Annotated in this window: 16 protein-coding genes and 3 pseudogenes; 4 read left to right on the top strand and 15 right to left on the bottom strand. The window is 56.4% G+C overall.

The features are described from left to right. Positions 1 to 32 precede the first annotated feature (32 nt). Both C4J89_RS10050 and C4J89_RS10055 read left to right on the top strand, forming a co-directional pair. Positions 33 to 326, top strand: a complete 294-nt coding sequence (locus tag C4J89_RS10050; RefSeq protein ID WP_124362193.1) for a hypothetical protein — start codon at positions 33 to 35, stop codon at positions 324 to 326. A 27-nt stretch (positions 327 to 353) separates the two neighbouring features. After that, a pseudogene (locus tag C4J89_RS10055) lies at positions 354 to 1,048 on the top strand (malate:quinone oxidoreductase); the annotation flags it as partial. A 365-nt stretch (positions 1,049 to 1,413) separates the two neighbouring features. Here C4J89_RS10055 and C4J89_RS10060 read toward each other — a convergent pair. Then, the gene (locus tag C4J89_RS10060; protein WP_124362194.1) at positions 1,414 to 1,716 is read right to left on the bottom strand and encodes a DUF6555 family protein; all 303 of its coding nucleotides are present in this window, start codon (positions 1,714 to 1,716) and stop codon (positions 1,414 to 1,416) included. Between the two features lie 631 nt (positions 1,717 to 2,347). Here C4J89_RS10060 and C4J89_RS10065 point away from each other — a divergent pair. Further along, complete coding sequence (locus C4J89_RS10065) at positions 2,348 to 2,638, top strand: hypothetical protein (protein WP_124362195.1); 291 nt, start codon at positions 2,348 to 2,350, stop codon at positions 2,636 to 2,638. Between the two features lie 40 nt (positions 2,639 to 2,678). Continuing rightward, positions 2,679 to 2,878 (top strand): annotated as a pseudogene (locus C4J89_RS10070) (hypothetical protein). On the opposite strand, the pseudogene C4J89_RS27155 reads toward C4J89_RS10070, so the two are convergent. The 14 genes and pseudogenes from C4J89_RS27155 to C4J89_RS10140 form a co-directional block, all read right to left on the bottom strand. Next, positions 2,862 to 3,056 (bottom strand): annotated as a pseudogene (locus C4J89_RS27155) (site-specific integrase); the annotation flags it as partial. The pseudogenes C4J89_RS10070 and C4J89_RS27155 overlap by 17 nt on opposite strands. 232 nt (positions 3,057 to 3,288) lie before the next feature. Further along, positions 3,289 to 4,020, bottom strand: coding sequence for a TIGR03747 family integrating conjugative element membrane protein (locus C4J89_RS10080; protein ID WP_124362196.1), 732 nt, complete (start codon positions 4,018 to 4,020; stop codon positions 3,289 to 3,291). 88 nt (positions 4,021 to 4,108) lie between these two features. Further along, entirely contained in the window at positions 4,109 to 6,214 is a 2,106-nt protein-coding gene (gene traD / locus C4J89_RS10085; RefSeq protein WP_124362197.1) for a type IV conjugative transfer system coupling protein TraD, read from the bottom strand. A gap of 9 nt (positions 6,215 to 6,223) precedes the next feature. Beyond that, positions 6,224 to 6,739, bottom strand: coding sequence for an integrating conjugative element protein (locus tag C4J89_RS10090; protein ID WP_124362198.1), 516 nt, complete (start codon positions 6,737 to 6,739; stop codon positions 6,224 to 6,226). After that, positions 6,736 to 7,284, bottom strand: coding sequence for a lytic transglycosylase (locus C4J89_RS10095; protein WP_124362199.1), 549 nt, complete (start codon positions 7,282 to 7,284; stop codon positions 6,736 to 6,738). Before C4J89_RS10095 ends, C4J89_RS10090 begins: the two co-directional genes overlap by 4 nt. After that, a complete protein-coding gene (locus tag C4J89_RS10100; RefSeq protein WP_124362200.1) occupies positions 7,266 to 7,985 on the bottom strand; it encodes a TIGR03759 family integrating conjugative element protein in 720 nt (239 codons plus the stop codon). Before C4J89_RS10100 ends, C4J89_RS10095 begins: the two co-directional genes overlap by 19 nt. Before the next feature lie 9 nt (positions 7,986 to 7,994). Next, the gene (locus tag C4J89_RS10105; RefSeq protein ID WP_124414351.1) at positions 7,995 to 8,666 is read right to left on the bottom strand and encodes a chemotaxis protein; all 672 of its coding nucleotides are present in this window, start codon (positions 8,664 to 8,666) and stop codon (positions 7,995 to 7,997) included. After that, positions 8,663 to 9,205: a PilL N-terminal domain-containing protein gene (locus tag C4J89_RS10110; RefSeq protein ID WP_124403715.1), complete on the bottom strand. Its 543-nt coding sequence runs from the start codon at positions 9,203 to 9,205 to the stop codon at positions 8,663 to 8,665. Before C4J89_RS10110 ends, C4J89_RS10105 begins: the two co-directional genes overlap by 4 nt. 106 nt (positions 9,206 to 9,311) lie before the next feature. Next, positions 9,312 to 10,049, bottom strand: coding sequence for an ABC transporter substrate-binding protein (locus C4J89_RS10115; RefSeq protein ID WP_124406840.1), 738 nt, complete (start codon positions 10,047 to 10,049; stop codon positions 9,312 to 9,314). Between the two features lie 52 nt (positions 10,050 to 10,101). Further along, positions 10,102 to 10,596 (bottom strand): DNA repair protein RadC, encoded by a 495-nt coding sequence (gene radC / locus C4J89_RS10120; RefSeq protein ID WP_124403717.1) that lies wholly within the window; start codon positions 10,594 to 10,596, stop codon positions 10,102 to 10,104. Positions 10,597 to 10,695: 99 nt separating this feature from the next. Next, positions 10,696 to 10,953 (bottom strand): hypothetical protein, encoded by a 258-nt coding sequence (locus C4J89_RS10125; RefSeq protein WP_124403718.1) that lies wholly within the window; start codon positions 10,951 to 10,953, stop codon positions 10,696 to 10,698. 70 nt (positions 10,954 to 11,023) lie between these two features. Next, the gene (locus C4J89_RS10130; protein ID WP_124414352.1) at positions 11,024 to 11,605 is read right to left on the bottom strand and encodes an STY4534 family ICE replication protein; all 582 of its coding nucleotides are present in this window, start codon (positions 11,603 to 11,605) and stop codon (positions 11,024 to 11,026) included. Between the two features lie 1,051 nt (positions 11,606 to 12,656). Continuing rightward, on the bottom strand, positions 12,657 to 13,571 hold the full coding sequence (locus C4J89_RS10135) for an SGNH/GDSL hydrolase family protein (protein ID WP_124406841.1): 915 nt from the start codon (positions 13,569 to 13,571) through the stop codon (positions 12,657 to 12,659). Between the two features lie 233 nt (positions 13,572 to 13,804). After that, positions 13,805 to 15,772, bottom strand: a complete 1,968-nt coding sequence (locus C4J89_RS10140) for a DNA topoisomerase III (protein WP_124403721.1) — start codon at positions 15,770 to 15,772, stop codon at positions 13,805 to 13,807. Positions 15,773 to 15,998: the final 226 nt, after the last annotated feature.

The raw sequence follows: 15,998 nt of genomic DNA on the forward strand, positions 1-15,998 counted from the left end.
GCACGGGCTTTTTACTCAGCAGGAGCGCGAGCATGGAAAAAAGCGAAAAAGCGATGGAGATTCGGGCCTGGCACCTTTTGCTTGAAGACGATAGCTACCGCCTGGATCAGCTTGACGACTTTTATCGGACCCTCATCAACCGCGCCGACGAGCTGGTGCTGCGCGAGATCATCAGCCTGGAGGAGTGGCAGCGGCTCAAGGACGCCGCAGACGCGGTCTACGCAAAAACGCTGCAAAGCCTTGCAGCCCAGGAACGTGATCGACTCGACACCGTGGCCATCGACCTGTGCATCGATGCGGCGCAGTCGACGTCCTCCCCGAAATAAACCGACCGTCGTGTCTTGGAGGCAACCATGAACAACCCGACACTCAAAGGGGCACTGACTGCCCTGGCCCTGTCGCTGGGCATCCCGCACGCGTATGCCGCCGAAACCAAGCGCGTCGATGTGATGCTGGTGGGGGGCGGGATCATGAGTTCGACCCTGGCGGTGTGGCTCAGTGAATTGGAGCCGGGTTGGTCAATGGAGATGGTCGAGCGCCTGGACAAGGTCGCCGAGGAGAGCTCCAACGGCTGGAACAATGCCGGCACCGGCCACTCGGCGCTCGCCGAGCTGAACTACACCCCGGAAAAAGACGGCAAGATCGACATCACCAAGGCCGTGGAAATTAACGAAGCGTTCCAGATCACCCGGCAGTTCCTGGCCTGGCAAGTCAAAACCGGCGTGCTGCACAACCCGCGCTCGTTCATCAACTCCATGCCGCACATGAGTTTCGTGTGGGGCGACGACAACATCCGCTTCCTGAAAAAACGCTACGAGGCGTTGCAGGCCAGCCCGCTGTTCCGGCCGATGCAGTATTCCGAAGACCCGACTCAGATCAAACAATGGGTGCCGTTGATGATGGAGGGCCGCGATCCCTCGCAAAAATCGCCGCGACCTGGACGCCCATCGGCACTGACGTCAACTTCGGCGAGATCACCCGGCAATTCGTCAGCCACCTGCAAACCCGCCAGAACTCCGCCCTCAGGCTGTCGACGGAAGTGCGCGACAGCTAGCTAACTAATCTCCGAATGCTGGCATTAGGGTGGCAAGTAAGCGCTTGTTTGAATCTTCATCAGCGTTTTCATTGAATACATGGCGTTTATGGTCGATGGTATATGTTCGACTATTCATGGACGACCCGATATGTTTGCTAACTACGACGATCACAAGTGCATCAAATGTGATGCACCGCTCGAACTTGGCGAGAGCGAGGTCACCTACATGGTTCCATCCGCATCTGAACAGCGCTGCCCAAAGTGCCGACGCAAGTACTCCGTGCGGGTCATGAACACCGCACTTAGCCAAAGCGTTAAAAGGATGTACATCATGGTGGACAACCGAAAAAATTAGAACGCGTTATAGCTAAGCGCCATCAGTCATCGTGTAGTTGGGTCGCTTTCTCGCTCAAATCTGGTGGGGGCGGTACATATGCTTGGGCGATAAACGGGATATCACCCGACGGACGCCACCTCACGTTTGTAAGGCCGTACCGCTCACCCATTGGCTTGCTGATCCGTTTTATTTTTTCGTTCCGAAACCTAGGGATGATCCCTATCCCTACATCGCACGCTGCCCAGTGCCAAGCTTCCGCATTGTTCATGACCTCCGCTCTTACGATGAAAGATTTAGGTACGTCATGGATTTCGTATTCGATGATATATAAAGAATTTTTCATATCGCTTCTCCCTGAACTTTTTTGTTACTTCATCAGAAAGAAGGTTCAGAATTTTTGTGTTGTACAAAATAGTTCGGGTTGTACAATTCCGTCTCGCTTGTTATTCGCCGTTCGTCGACAGCGACAAATAAAAACTAAACTGACTCTGCATCCTTTGGCTCTCAATACTGAGCCTGTTCGCTCAATCAGTCTCAAGGTATTACTCCTGTTTTGCCCGCACTAAGTGCGGGCTTTTTTTAGGTTTTTATATGATGACTGAATCGTATGAAGTTAATGGCGGGTATCCATCAAGCCAATGCCCCCATCCCTATATCAGAAAGGGCTACTACCTAGGGTTGAGCCCGGATGTATACGTGTGCATGCGCTGCGGAGAACAGCGCAGGCGCGAACACTGGGAAGCTTTCGAACGTCGGCGCATGCCCCCTGCGGGATTACTCAACGTATCGGACGCAACGGTATCCCGCGGCTAACAACGCGAAGTATTCTGATATCGCCGCTTATGTTCAAAAGGCCCCCACACTTTGACCAGGTGCGCGGGCCTTTTTGTTTGCCTGCGTAAACCAGGCCCCGGCAGGCTGGTCTACCATTACCGCTGCGCTTGGTCGAAGCGTGCTTACTAAGGAAGAGCGACGTGTCGCTACCCATCACTGCGCGGCAGATGAATGCGCTAAAGGCGCTTCAGCGGCAGGACCCGGACCTGGGCGAACTGGCCATCGCTATCGCACAGGCCTTCGATGCCGCGAGGGTCGAAAACCCGGAGCTGGCCGTGTTGATCCTGGACAAGACCTGCCGGCGCATGGTCGCCCGTGAACCCGGCAGTCAAGAAGCAATGATCCAGCACCTGGCGACCTTCGGTAAGTTGAATTGCCTGATACCCACCCAGGTCAGCGACTTTACCGATCGAGTCAGGAGGCACGCTTAATCATGAACAACGGATTCAGGAAGAAGCACTGCGCGCCCTGATGGAGGCGGCGCGGTGCGCGATACGCTGGTCAGCCGACAAGAGGAAAAGTGGACGCTGGCTATCCGCCTAGGCGGCTCTGGCAGTAGCTGGTTGGCGGTACGCTCGCGCCGTGAGGCGTTGCGCATTTGGACCAGCCTGACGGCTGTAGGGCGCTTTGCCGATGGGATTGAGTTGCGTAGCTTTAATGTTGAGCTGTGACGGGCGAAAGCTTCAAGGCCAGTTGCAGCATACCCACCACGTCCGGGCCGTCCTCGTTGATCCATGTGCATAGTGCTGGCGGATCATGTGCTATTGGTGTGTCCCATCTGTTCGGCAATCCAGTCGATATAGGAATTGGCCGTGGTCGGCATTGACTGGCGTATGTGTACCGGCATTGGATAAGCCCTTGTGTAGTATCCTTTTGGCCGATTACTGCCGAAAAGTGGTCTATTACAGCCCGCTGCAGGACTTTCTCACACGCCGAGGATGGCTTGGAATGCCTAAACCTACAGGCCTGACAAAACGGAGCCATCAAGCATCCTTACCGCCACAATCCCACGCACCGAAGCCCGGTTCCTTTCTCTCTGGCTATAGCAACCTCGTGCATTACATTCAAGCAGTACGTTCTATCAAAGGTGTTTTTTGAACGTTGCCGCGGTGATAGCAGTTGCTATTCCGACCATCACCGCGCAAGGCAAGTAAATCGCCATGGGATTGAGCGAAAACGGTAGGAATAGGTAGATAATCCAGGGCACGATTAGCAGTGGTAACACTGCTCGCTTAGCACGGTGATAGACAAAACTGCTTTCTTGCCCAGCGCCAAATTTGCGCAGATCACGGCGCATTAATCCATCAACAAAACCAGTGAGCATGCTCAGTAAGAACAGCGGCGTGGCTAAGACCAGAATGGTCAGGCGCACTACGAAGGTGAAGGTAACGTACACCGCGGCCAGCACGAAATCCTCAATACTCACGTAGAGCTGATTGGTCCAGTGCCAGAACCCGTGTCCCTGGCTCGACACCCGGGCCTGATGAGCGAAGTCCGCAAATCCAGTTTTGACCAAAAGCCACTGGGTGAGGATATCCAGTATCTGGACAATCATCTGCCCGGGTTGTTGAAGAATGAGTGAAGATTTGAAGTGCGCGCTAAGCCACCCCAGTTCATTAGTCAGCATGCCTTGGCTGTGCCTCCAGCCTTGATCCCCCCAAAAGAAAAGCAGGCCAGCCCACTCGATCAAGATCGAGAACAGCAATGAGGCAATTAACAAACTGATAGTGCGCAGTACTAAGCCGATCGCCGAGATGAGCAATCCTGAGCGCTGGGTCTGTTGTGGCGGCGTGTTCCGGACGGAAGTCGCCATCGTTCACTCCATTGTGCTTTGCATTTGGTATCGTCACGAAACTTTCTGAATAGCTTGCTGCTGCATCGACTCCTGTGGTGAGACCGGGCTAGCCCACCTGATCCAAATCGAAGTTTGTAGTCGGGCCACCACCGCTAGCCCTCCACCATTGACCCGCCTGCTGGTTGTAAGTCGCCCGCATCATCTGAGTGAGCTCCTGCAGGTCCTTGGGCATGGCGTCGTCGTTAGAAGGTTTCGGTAACGGCATACGAACTTTCCAGAGCTGGCCACCGGCCTGGAAGGAGAACATCTGCCCTTTGGGCAAACTAACGATGTGTGCTGGCTCGATCAGCGGCACACTGGTGCTGCTGACACGGTCCTGTGAGGACGAGGTGAAGTCCGTGTTGGCCCCCGGATCGGAGGTGTCGGTCGCACCCGAGACCAGGGTCTTGGTCAGCACATTAACCTTGGGCAACTGCTGGGTGAGCAGTTCCGCGGTCGCGGTTTCGCGTACCCGTAGCATCTGTAGGGTGTTGAAATTGCCGACCACCTGGCCGGCCTTGGCGCGGTTGCCGATACGTGCTTCGATGTCGCTGAGGGTTTGGGTGTAGGCGGTTACCTGGATACCGGCACCGCCCCCCTTGTTGATCAGCGGAATGAACTCATCGCCCATCAACTCGTTGAACTCATCGGCATGCAGGTTGATTGGCAGTTTGTCACCAGCGTTGCCAGATTGAGGCAGCCCATGGTCAATGCCATGTTTGTAGATATGTCCCGCGACCGAGACCAAGTCGGCGAACATTGAATTGCCCACGGCGGCGGCCACTTCGGCATCAGTCAGCGCATCCAGGCCAACGTAGACGATGCCGCGTTTTCGGATGATCTGCATCCAGTCGAAGATCGGCCGCGGGTCATCCAGGTCGGTGTAGTTGGGAGCCAGTAACTGAGCGGTCTTGCCGGTGGTGAGTTTCTCCAGCAGCGGCAGTAGCGAGGCCACGATTTTGTCGAAGTAAGTGCGGTCGTAGCGCACCGCCGAACGCAGTCCGTCCATTACCGGATCAAATACACGCTTCACCGCCAGGTATTGCTCGATGGCCACCACCCGCTTTTCGCGTCCTATCATATGCCGGGGAATGTTCTTCTCTGTGAGCTTGCCTTCGAGCTGGACGATCACTTCCCACGCCTTCGGGTCGGTCTTGGCGAAAAACTGCTGGGCGTACTCGATGAACAGGGCGTCGATGTTAACCACATGTCGCTGGATCTGCAGGTAGTCCGGGCGCCGGCCCAGCTCGATCAGAGCGCGAGCTATGATGTTGACGAAACGCCAGGCGAACTCACGGAAGGCCGCCGAGTTGCCTTCACCGCTGAGCTGCCCGGCGATGCGCGACGCCACTTCCGAGATGCGCCCGAAACGTCCCACCGCGTTGTAGCGCGCGGAGATTTCTGGCCAGCCAAGATGGAAGACATAAAACTCTTTCTCCCGACCGGCGTGTTTGGCTTCGACGTACATGCGCTTGAGCAAGTCGGCATCGCCCTTCGGGTCGAAGACAATCACTACCTCATGTTCAACGCGGTGAATGTCTTGAGTGATGTATACCTCGGCGAGTCGCGTCTTGCCGACGCGGGTCGTGCCCAGCACCAGGGTGTGACCGACCCGTTCGCCCAGAGGTAGACTGACTTCCGTTTCATCGGGCTCGACCCCATGCAGCAGCGGTGAGCCTCCTACCGGAGGTAAAGGGCGCAATGGATTGAAGGCACTGTCCCAGGCAGTGACACGGGCCAATGTCGAGAGCGGAAACGGTGCCTGCTCAAGGGACCGTTCGAGTCCACGGGCTAGGCGATAACGGGCTGGTTGGTCGACATAATGGGCGACCGCTGGATCCTGAGCCTCGACCAAGCGCTGGGTGTGCAGGCGCGTCCAGCGAAATCCTCTGCCCATAAACAGACGCTTGCGGCTGACCGGGATTTCCCCACTAGTCAGTTCGTATCGGGGCAGTCTGCGAATATTGCGCCGATAGCGCAGTACCTCCCATGCTTGTCGCAGGCGTATCAGGCCGAATAGTGTATAGGCCAGCGCCGCAACCAGCCCGATCTCGGGTGACAGGGCCACAGCCCAGGGCGAGTACACGCACAACACCGCGGCGGCGATGCAGATCGCTACGGTGTACAACTCCACCGCCGGTCGGAGCTTGGACTCCATCGCATGCTCGGCCATGACCTGGACTCACTGTTCCAGTGAGGTGGCGGTGATCAAGACGGGGTAGTGCTCGATCTGCAAGCGGGTGGCGATGTCGTTACCGTTGACCGGCAGGATGGTGATGCCCGGCGCGGCGGCTCGAATCCGGGACAAAGCTTCGGTATCGGTTACTTCAACCGCTAGACCGGCTGCGCCCATTTCCTGCAGTTCAGGCGCGCGTTGACGCAACCAAGCCAGTGAGTGGGTATCCTCACCCACCAGGAAAAATGGCCGTAAGCCTGGCATGTTTAGGGCGCGAGACGTGATTTGGCCGGGGCTCAAGTGAGCGCTGCGAACGGGTAATATCCAGGTTTCATCGGCAAACGTGGATAAGTCCGCATGCATGGCGCGACCAGGCTGGAGATTGTTGTTCATGGGCGGCCTGGCAACTTGAAAATGGGGACGGTTGAAGCCGCCAAACTGGTCCTCTGCAACGGATTGTTTCGACTGGGCGAAAGCAGCCAAGAGCAGGGAGAAGTAATAGGTAATAGGAATTCGTTTCATGGTGGTGTGCCTTGTTCAGCGGAAGCTTGTAGCCGTGCGAGTTGCCGGGAGAATCCATCGCGGTAACGCGCTGCGGGTAAACCTCCCCTAGGGCGGTGATAACGCCCAGCGGCTGAAACCCAATCACCGGTGACCGCGTGATGCTCTTGCAGCAGGGCGGCAGTCACAGCCAGATTGCGGTAGGGTTCGAGAGCTTCGCAGGGACTGGAAAAACGTTGTCCGTGATAACCCAGGTTGGTTTGCCCAAGTCCGGCGTCGACCCGTTTAGCGTCATATTGTTTGAGCGCCTGGAGCAAGGCGTGACATGCGGCCTGGCGAGTGGCGAAACGGTAGGGTGTTCCGGCTATATTTAGGGTCCACGGCCACGGCAGCAGTCGACCACGGACGCGAATACCGCTCTCCTGTAAGGCAATCGCGAACAACACCGTAGACGGGATGTCGGCATCATGCGCCGCCAGTTGATAAGCCGGAGGCGGAAGTTCGTCAGCCCGAACCGCGTGCACTGCCAGTTGGAGCGCAATAGCAATCAATCGAGACTTTGCCATTGTCCATTCACCTGTTGAAATGTGACGGGTAATGGTCTTGGGGCGCCCAGGCTGAACCAGCGACCACGGTCATGGTTCAGGGTGATCTGCCGGCGTTGAACCTTGGCCGGATCAATGTCCGCTTGCCGAGCCCAGCTGCGGACGCGTTCATCCTCGCCTTGGCTGCCCACCAGGTAGATATCGAACGCCGTATCACTGCTTTGCAGACGCTGTGCTTCGGCGGTGCACGCAGAGCAGTGATCTTCGACAAACAGAGCTCGGCGCGGCTCTACCGGTGAGCTAGACGAGGGCGGGGATGCCATACCCTGAACCGGCAACAGCCCCGGAAACAGCTTGGCCCAGGCCGCTGTGTAAGCGTTTTGGTAGGCCAATTCACGCTCGGCGCGCTTGGCTTCCAGTGCTACCTGTAATTCGGCATATCGCTGGCGCTCTTGGTCGGTCTTGGACTCAACCCCGAGGGCGGTTAACGGATCGAGGTTCGGGCTCCAGAAACCGCGTGGACCGGCTTGGATCTGTTCGAAGCGTGTCCATTCCTGCTCGGTCAGGCCCCAACTCGCTGCCTGTTCAGAGTCAGAGCGCCCCAAGGGCGCGACCTGCGTGTCCTGGTTCCTTGACGGTGTCGTGACGGGGTTGCCCATCGCAGCGCCTATGGCCAGTAGCGAAGCGAGACAGACGATGGGGAGTAGTGAGGCTCTGTTCATGATCGCTTCTCAAGGGAGTTGCACTGTCTGGTCTGGCTGAGCAGCCACTGCGAAGATGGCCGCCTCCGGCTCCAGCACTTTCAGTCGCCATGTGCCAAGCTGCTCGCCGGTGTGCAGCAACCGGGTATCGTTGAGCGAGCGACTATCAGGAGGCGCGACCGCCAGAAAGCGCTCGCCACCACGGGACTCGACACTCAACACTGAGAATGGCGGCGGGAGCGGTACAGACTTGGGGCGAGAGGTTTTCTTCGGTTTGGCCGGGGAAGATGTCGGTGGAGGAAGTGTTGGCTGTGGCTTGAGGTCCAGGAGTTGCTGCTCGACGTGCTCAAGTCGTGCGCGTAGCGCGTTCATGTCGGCTGTGGTGGCTCGGTCTGCCAGACCGTCGCGTAGCTCCTGTATCTCTTGTGCCCATTGATCCAACATAGGGCCGAGTGTGTTGGCCTGTTGTTCACCGGAATCCACCATCTGCTTCAGGTCCTTCAGTGCATGCTGCAGCTTCTCCTGCGCGTCTTTGAGATCGCTCGAATCACGTTGCAAGGTTTGCAGGATCTGTAGGTGTTGGGCGTTCGCATTTCCCAGCTCGGTCACGCGTTGATGCTGGTCATACAAACCACCACTCAGTCCGGAGACCGCCAGGCAAAGTAAGCCAACAATGATGGTTTGAAACGTCGAGGCTTTCATGGCCGTGCCTCCGTCTGATGGGACGAGTCTGGTTTAGCCGGCACGATGCCGACATCAGCTTTCTGCTGTTCGAAGCAGACCGAACGGCTGACCTCATTGGTCATGAGTTGCCAGGCGGAGCCAGCCAATACCTGTAGTGCGCTGCGTAACGGAACCGGGCCGAGCCGGTAATGGGCTGCAGGCAGAGGTCGAGTGAAAAGTGTCTTTACTGGTTCGGTGGCAGGGCAGAGCGAATAACCCGAGCGCTGCAGCGCGTAGTGCATCGCCTCCTGTACCGAGGGATTAAAGTTGGACGGTATGTTCACATCAATGATTTGAGCGAGAAGATCACGTTGCTCCGTGGTGGGCTCGGTGCTCACCAGCGTATAGCGACCATAACGGATTTCCGCCGGATGGCTTGCTTCGGCTGGGCTCCTTGATAACTGGGTCCGATTGGAACCACTGTCGATCTTTGGATTAGTCGGCAATGGGGTGGGGATTTGCGCGCTGCAGGCACTCAAAAAACCCAGCAGGCAGACAGGCGTAAAAAAACGCTCCATGAAAAAAACCTCATGTCAGATTCAGTGCAGAACCTGACATGAGGTGAAGGAGCGATTCAGTGAGAAAGTCGATTTATGGCGGGTCGTGTTAACGCTAAATGCGTTGCTATTCATCAAAAATGGCGAGCGTGTCCAAGACGGCAGCGTCGGGGTCGAAAATCAACAAGCGCACATCCGCCAATGCCGCCAGATACAGTACGTTGACCAAGGCTGCCGGTGTACCGGCATCGAGTTGCTGTTGCCTCAGCGATGAGTAAGAACAGCCCTCGATTTTGACCAGGTTATCGTCGGTCCAGGGCGTGCCGATCAGCTTACACCCGACGCCATTGCAGTCCTTCAGGGCAAAGGGTTCGAACAGCAGACCGGATGGTCTGGAGTCGAAATTGCCAGCCCGGCGCTCCACGTAACGCAATGCTTCTTCAGTGAGGTGTGTGGTACTGATCTCCCAGATTCGACTGTAGTGTCCTGTCTCGAAGCTCAAGCGACGGATCACAGCTTCGGCATCTTCCAGGGAGTACAGATCGCCGACATGATGCCGCTCGTTGAGCATTTCTCCCATTACGGCGTAGATCACTTGGCGCACCAGTCCGGTGGACTGACAGCGTTCTTCCAACTCATCCGGAATGAATTGACCTTCGCTGATCAAGGCGAAATCTTCATTGAAGATGCAGAGGAACATCTGTAGTTCATCGTCGGGCAAATGGACCTGTGAGTAGTGCAGGGGGCGAAAGCAGGGAGGGTAGTTGTTTTCGTAGGTGATCAGTAGCAGCCGTTCGATATGAAGGTTGTCATAACCGCGAGCAAATGGGTTTGAAGCCGGGAGCAGGGCTAGGGTTTGGTTCATGAGGGTTCTCCAGAATTGAAATGAACAAGGCGCCCGTAGGCGCCTGTGAGGGTTAAATCCAGCCGTATTCGGCAAGGGAGAGCGGGCGACCTTCACCCACGATGAAGTGATCCAGTACGCACACGTCGATCAATGCCAAGGCCTCTTTCAACCGTGCGGTCAAAACACGGTCCGCCTGGCTGGGCTCTGTGCACCCTGAGGGATGGTTGTGAACAAAAATGACGGCTGCAGCGTTATGCGCGAGGGAACGCTTAACGACTTGGCGGGGGTAAACGCTGGCGCCATCAATGCTGCCGTGAAAGAGGATTTCGAACGCCAGCACCCGGTGCTGGGCGTCAAAAAAAATCACACCAAAGACTTCATGGTCTTGTTGCGCAAGACGCAGTTTTAGGTAAGCCGCCACGGTGTCAGGCGACGTCAGGATAGGCCCGCGGGCGAAAAACCGACGATCCAGAATATGCAGCGCTTCGTCGATCAGCTGGTTTTCTTGGACAATGCGATCAGCCTCGAAATCCGAGGTCTCAATCAGTGTGAGTTGGGGGCTCATGGCGCTACCTCCGAAGGGAATAATCAGGGGTACACGCCCGAGGGGAGTGGTATCCCCAGGGTGGGTATGGAGTTGCAGGCGTTTGCAGGTGATGCAGGTTTACAGCCGATTGTATCGGTGGCGTTGACCGTGCATAGGTGAACCACAACTGTCGCAAGGCAACGGAGAAAAGGCTCTTATGCCCCAGCCGGTTTCGGGATCGAAGTCGGCACTGATGGGCATTAAGCGAACCAGCCCACGATGTATCGCGGCGATGCGTTGTTCGATCTCATCTGGCGAGTGATACAGCGATAACGTGCTGTAGTCCTCGTAAGCCGCACCGAACAGGCAGTCGTCGCAAAGCCAGAAGCATTCCATATTGGTTCTCCTGTGCTGTTTGAAGAAAAGGCGCTCGATCGAGCGCCTTGATGTAAAAAGCGTGGATTGTTCAGGCGGACTGAACAGCACGTGTGGCGACACGGCGGGCCGTGGGGGGAGTGGTTGGAGATTCAGGTTCAATCCTGGGCTCTGTAGGGGTGTCGGTATCCTCAGCTTTGGCATCAGCCGACGTTGGAGAGGGTTCATTGATCGGCGCTGGCTCAGCAGGTGCTGTTGCTTCCTGCCTGGCGGGCGCTTTGTATTCGAACTTGCCATTGACCTTGATCCAGTCGATGAGCAGCAAACGACCTTTCAGACTGGCGCCCGGTTGGCCTTGTTTCGCGCCTTTCTCATAGAGAAATGGGTCGATCCACAGGTCACCAATACGGAACGACAGCAAGACCTTTTTCTCGGCCTTGACGGCGTCCATATAGAGACGAATCAAGCGGTCAGCTTCGCCACCAGCGACTTTGCAATCAAAGCGGGTGTACTCCACTGCATCGGAGGCACCATGCAAGGCTGCGATATCGCAGGCCATGAATGGCTGACCGCGGCGGACCTGTACTTCACGAACACGGTTGAGGTAGCCGATACCGACGGTGTGCAGGTTGAAGTAAGAGGTCGCTTCTTGGGATTGGTTGGCGTAGGCCATGGTGGTTCTCCAGTTTCAAGGGAAAACGGCGACGCACAGCCCCTGGCAGGGAAGTGAGCCCCGTCAGGGTGGGTAAGATGAAGGCGAGCGATGAACGACTCGCCACCGGCAAGCCGATGACCATCAGAATGAAGCTTCTGGGTGAGTAGCTGTGCAGCAGAGGAGAGTCTGCAGTGGTAACCCGCAGGCATGGAGTAGTCGGCATTCATTACCGCTTAAGCGGCAACCGCGCGAGCTTCCGAACGCTGATCGCACTTGGGTAAACCACCACGAACGTGGCGTAGCCTTGAAGGTTTTGGCTACCTGGGCTGTCAACGACAGCGAACCACGCCCTTTGTATAAGCCTGTCACCGGGGAGCGTCAAGACGCTACAACCCGATTTTTTAAGGCCGGAATACGGTGGTAGCCACTGGAGTTAAGAAAATGAAAAAAAAGAAGAGTGGGCCTGGCGGTGTGCCAGGCGAGGAAGAGAAAAACCACCTTTGACGGTCTTACGCAGTCGACAAGCTCCTCGCAAAACTTGGTTGAACTGCGCAATGATTCGCCAACCGACCCTTGTCGTGGCCTGGGTCGGAACATGCTGGCACGCATCCGCGCACAAAGGGTGCCCCTTGTTTCCCCGGTGGGCTCCGGGACTGAATACGATCGCCGAAGCGGATGACCGCTATTGCCGGGTAGAGGCAACAGTGGTCATCCGCCACCACAATCAGGTCGAGCACAAAACGGGAACGAGATCCCGCAGAAGAGGAGGCTCCGAACTCCGGGAGTCCGACCGAGCTACCCGGAGCGTATCGGTCTTGGGTTGCTGTTAGCGATCATCCGAAGGCACTACAGCAGACCGGGAAGGCTGACGTCAAGGCGTAATCGTCCGACGAACACACCTTCTAGATCTCAACGCTAAGCGCAAGGGTTTCCGCGGAGTTTACCCGATAGCGTCCAGATCAGAAGCGCGAGGGGCAGATAGCCCCAGACTGACTGTCCATCCCTGCCTTGGCCATGATTTGCGCGCGCACCCCTGAGCCAGATCGCTGGCTACAACCTGATAGAAACCTCAGCGACTAGCTTTTAACGTTTCAAGCATCGCCTCGGCGGCCAGAGTGTGGACTTTGCGGGTCGGGTGCCATTCATCCCAGTAGTAGTGGGCATCTGGATTTTTACACACGGGCTTGACGGCCGGATAGGTGGCTTGGCACGGGGTATCCAGATCCTTAAAACCCGCAACATCGGGCGCCGCGCGAAGCTTGTCGCTGAAGGCCAGGTGGTCAAAGTAACTAATACTGACATGATGGGTTTTAGCCAGTGTTGTTAGCACGTTTGGCAGTTTTTGTTCGAGTATCTGTTGGTATTCTGTTGCGCTCTTGACTTGATTGCCCTGCACCACAGCCGGCACATGACTCAAATCTGTAGTTCCCACGACCATCATGTGCTTGGCGCCTGCTGCAATCAGCGTCTCGGCGGCCCTCTGTATCTTCGCCACACTGTTCTGGCTTAACACGTCAATCGACTCTGGGTGCGAGAAGTCGGCCCATTCAAAAAAGTCGTTGGCTGAGATGAAAATGAAATAGAGCGAATTTGGATCCGCTTTGTGTGTTTTAGCGGCTTTCAGATGATCGGAGATTTGACCGAAAATCCCAGTGTCGCGATATTGCTCCATCCAGGCATAGTAGTTGCCGTTGCCGCTCTTGGCACCGCCAATCCCGTAGTCAGTCAAGGGGGTTTTCAAGGCGAGAGCCAAGTCCTCGACGGCGGTAGGGCCATTGCTCCAGCGCCCCTTCCAATACAACGCACCGGGTAACTCCTGCGCATCTTTGACCTTCTGCGTGGCCAATTGGCTAGTGAAGGTTTGACCCGCACCATTGTCAGAGTAGCTGTCACCGAAAGCATAGAGATGATCGTAGCTAGGGGCGCCAAAGGCGGTTGATGCAGTTAGTGTCAATAGAGCGGCTAAGCGAGCGCGTCGAGTCATTGAAAGTCTCCCTGGTTATCGCCTCAGACTACCGGCGGCGACATTCTTTCCTTGCCACGGTTGCGACGTATGTTTAGCCATGTGCGCAAAGACTGTCCTGTTCGCGACTGGTGTTGGCGGGTAGCGACAAGGCTGTCTATCGGCTCAAAGAAGATTCTGCTCACCTGAAAGCGTTTAATGAACTGGAGCAGATATGGGTTTCGACCGGCAATTCGCGTGATCAGTAAAGTGCGTTATGTACGACGCGTGCTTTTGCTGGTTGGCATTGTGCCCTTGCAGTCCGGATAGTCTGAGCATGACCAGAACGGCCCTGTTTTCCCTTTTCGCTTACACATGGAGGCGTTGCATATGGGGCAGGTTGGACCGGCTTCAACAGGCAACGCTAACGTAAGGGAGCTGCAATTTGCGATCAACTGTGCAATCCAACTCGCCTGCTTGGCGACGAACGCATCGAGGCTTAGACGTCCCGCCTCGATTTCATCCAGAGCCTGCTCCCAGATCGCGGTCATACCTGGATCCGTAACTGCAACGGGTACCGCCTCTATTAAGGTATGGGCCGCGGCGGAGGCCATTAAGGTGCGTTTTTTCTTGAGCAAATATCCGCGATCAATCAACCCTTTGATAATCCCGGCGCGTGTAGCTTCAGTACCGATACCGGTGGTGTCCCGAAGTTTCTGTTTCAGGCGTGGGTCGCTGACCAGTTTGGCCACGTTTTTCATCGCTTTGATCAGATCGCCCTCGGTGAGAGGGTTGGGAGCGGCAGTGCGCATGGACTTGAGTTCGACATCGTCCACGGCGCACTGAGTCCCCTGCTGCAAGCCGGGTAAAACTTGGGATTTATGCGTCGGCTCATTATCCTTGGGAGAGTCGGAGAGTATGCCTTTCCATCCCTGAACCAGTATCTGTTTGCCGACAGCGGTCAGCTGTTCTTCGCCACATTCCAGTTCGACTTGGGTTCGATCAAACTCATGATGCGGAAGAAACTGCGCAAGGTAGTGGCCACGGATAAGTTCGTAAACGTGGCGCTCGTGTTCCGACATTCGCGCAAGATTTGCCGGTTCGGTGGTAGGGATTATGGCGTGGTGAGCCGTGACCTTGGCATCGTTCCACGCTCGTGAGTGCAAGGATTGGTCTAGGTTTCCGAGCGCAGACTTTAGTGCGGGATCGGTTTGGCGCAGGGCATCGAATACTGTGCATACCTCGTTGAACATACTCTCTGGCAGATAGCGACAATCGCTGCGCGGATAGCTAGTGGCTTTATGGGTTTCATACAGGGATTGAGCGATGTTCAGGGTTTCCTGAGCGCCGAGTCCCAGTTTGCGTGAGCAGGCTTCTTGCAGAGTACTCAGGTCGAAGGGCAGGGGCGGCGCTTCCCGGAAATGCTCAGTTCGAAGAGAGAGTACTGTCGCGGTCTTGGTACCCGAAATTGCTTCGACGGTCTCACGGGCAAGCGCCTGTTGCAGGCAACGACCAGCATCATCTCGCGCGGAGTGGTGTGGTAGCCACGACGCGATGAATGGTTGCCCTTTTGAGGAAAGGTGCACATCCACTTCCCAGTAAGAAATTGAAACGAAGCTGGCAATCGCACGATCACGATCAACCACCAAACGTAACGTGGGTGTCTGGACACGTCCAACCGACAAGACACCGTCGTAACCCGCCCGCCGACCAAGAAGGGTAAACAAACGACTGAGGTTCATGCCGATCAGCCAGTCGGCACGGCTGCGGGCGAGGGCCGAGTGATAGAGCGGGAAGGTCTCCTGACCCGACTTCAGCGAGGTCAGCGCTTTGCGAATCGACGCCTCATTGAGTGCGGACAGCCAGAGGCGCTGAACAGGGCCTCGATATTGGCAGAGCTCCAGCAACTCGCGTGCAATCATCTCACCTTCGCGGTCGGCGTCGGTTGCGATGACAATGGTGGTAGCTTCGCTGAGCAGGCGTTTTATGATTTTGAACTGCGCGGCAGTCTTGGGTTTGACCTCCACTTGCCACTGCGCCGGAATGATCGGTAGATGATCCAACGACCAATTCTTGTACTGAGTGCCGTAGGCTTCAGGCGGGGCCGTCTCCAGTAGGTGGCCGATACACCATGTGACAGTTGTCTCGGGGCCGATCAGGCAACCATCACCGCGCCGAGTGGCTCCGATAACCTTGGCGATGTCACGACCCTGGGAAGGTTTCTCGCAGAGGAAGAGGCGCATATATCTACTCCGGATTGAGTTCGGAGCAGCGTTGTTCGAAGTAGCAGGGGCGAGATATGAGAAACCTGAATGGCAGGTTCCTCATATTAGTCGGTGAGGGCGGCCTTGAATGAGCTGAAGCTGCTACCTTATTGGAGCGTTCGTAGCTGGGTGGGGGGCTTCATGAGCCGCGAGCAATGGCAGGCCTGGAACTTCGCGCAAAGGCGCAATTTTTATGCCTGAAGTC

The sequence above is a fragment of the Pseudomonas sp. R4-35-07 genome (assembly GCF_003852235.1).
Lineage (GTDB): Bacteria > Pseudomonadota > Gammaproteobacteria > Pseudomonadales > Pseudomonadaceae > Aquipseudomonas.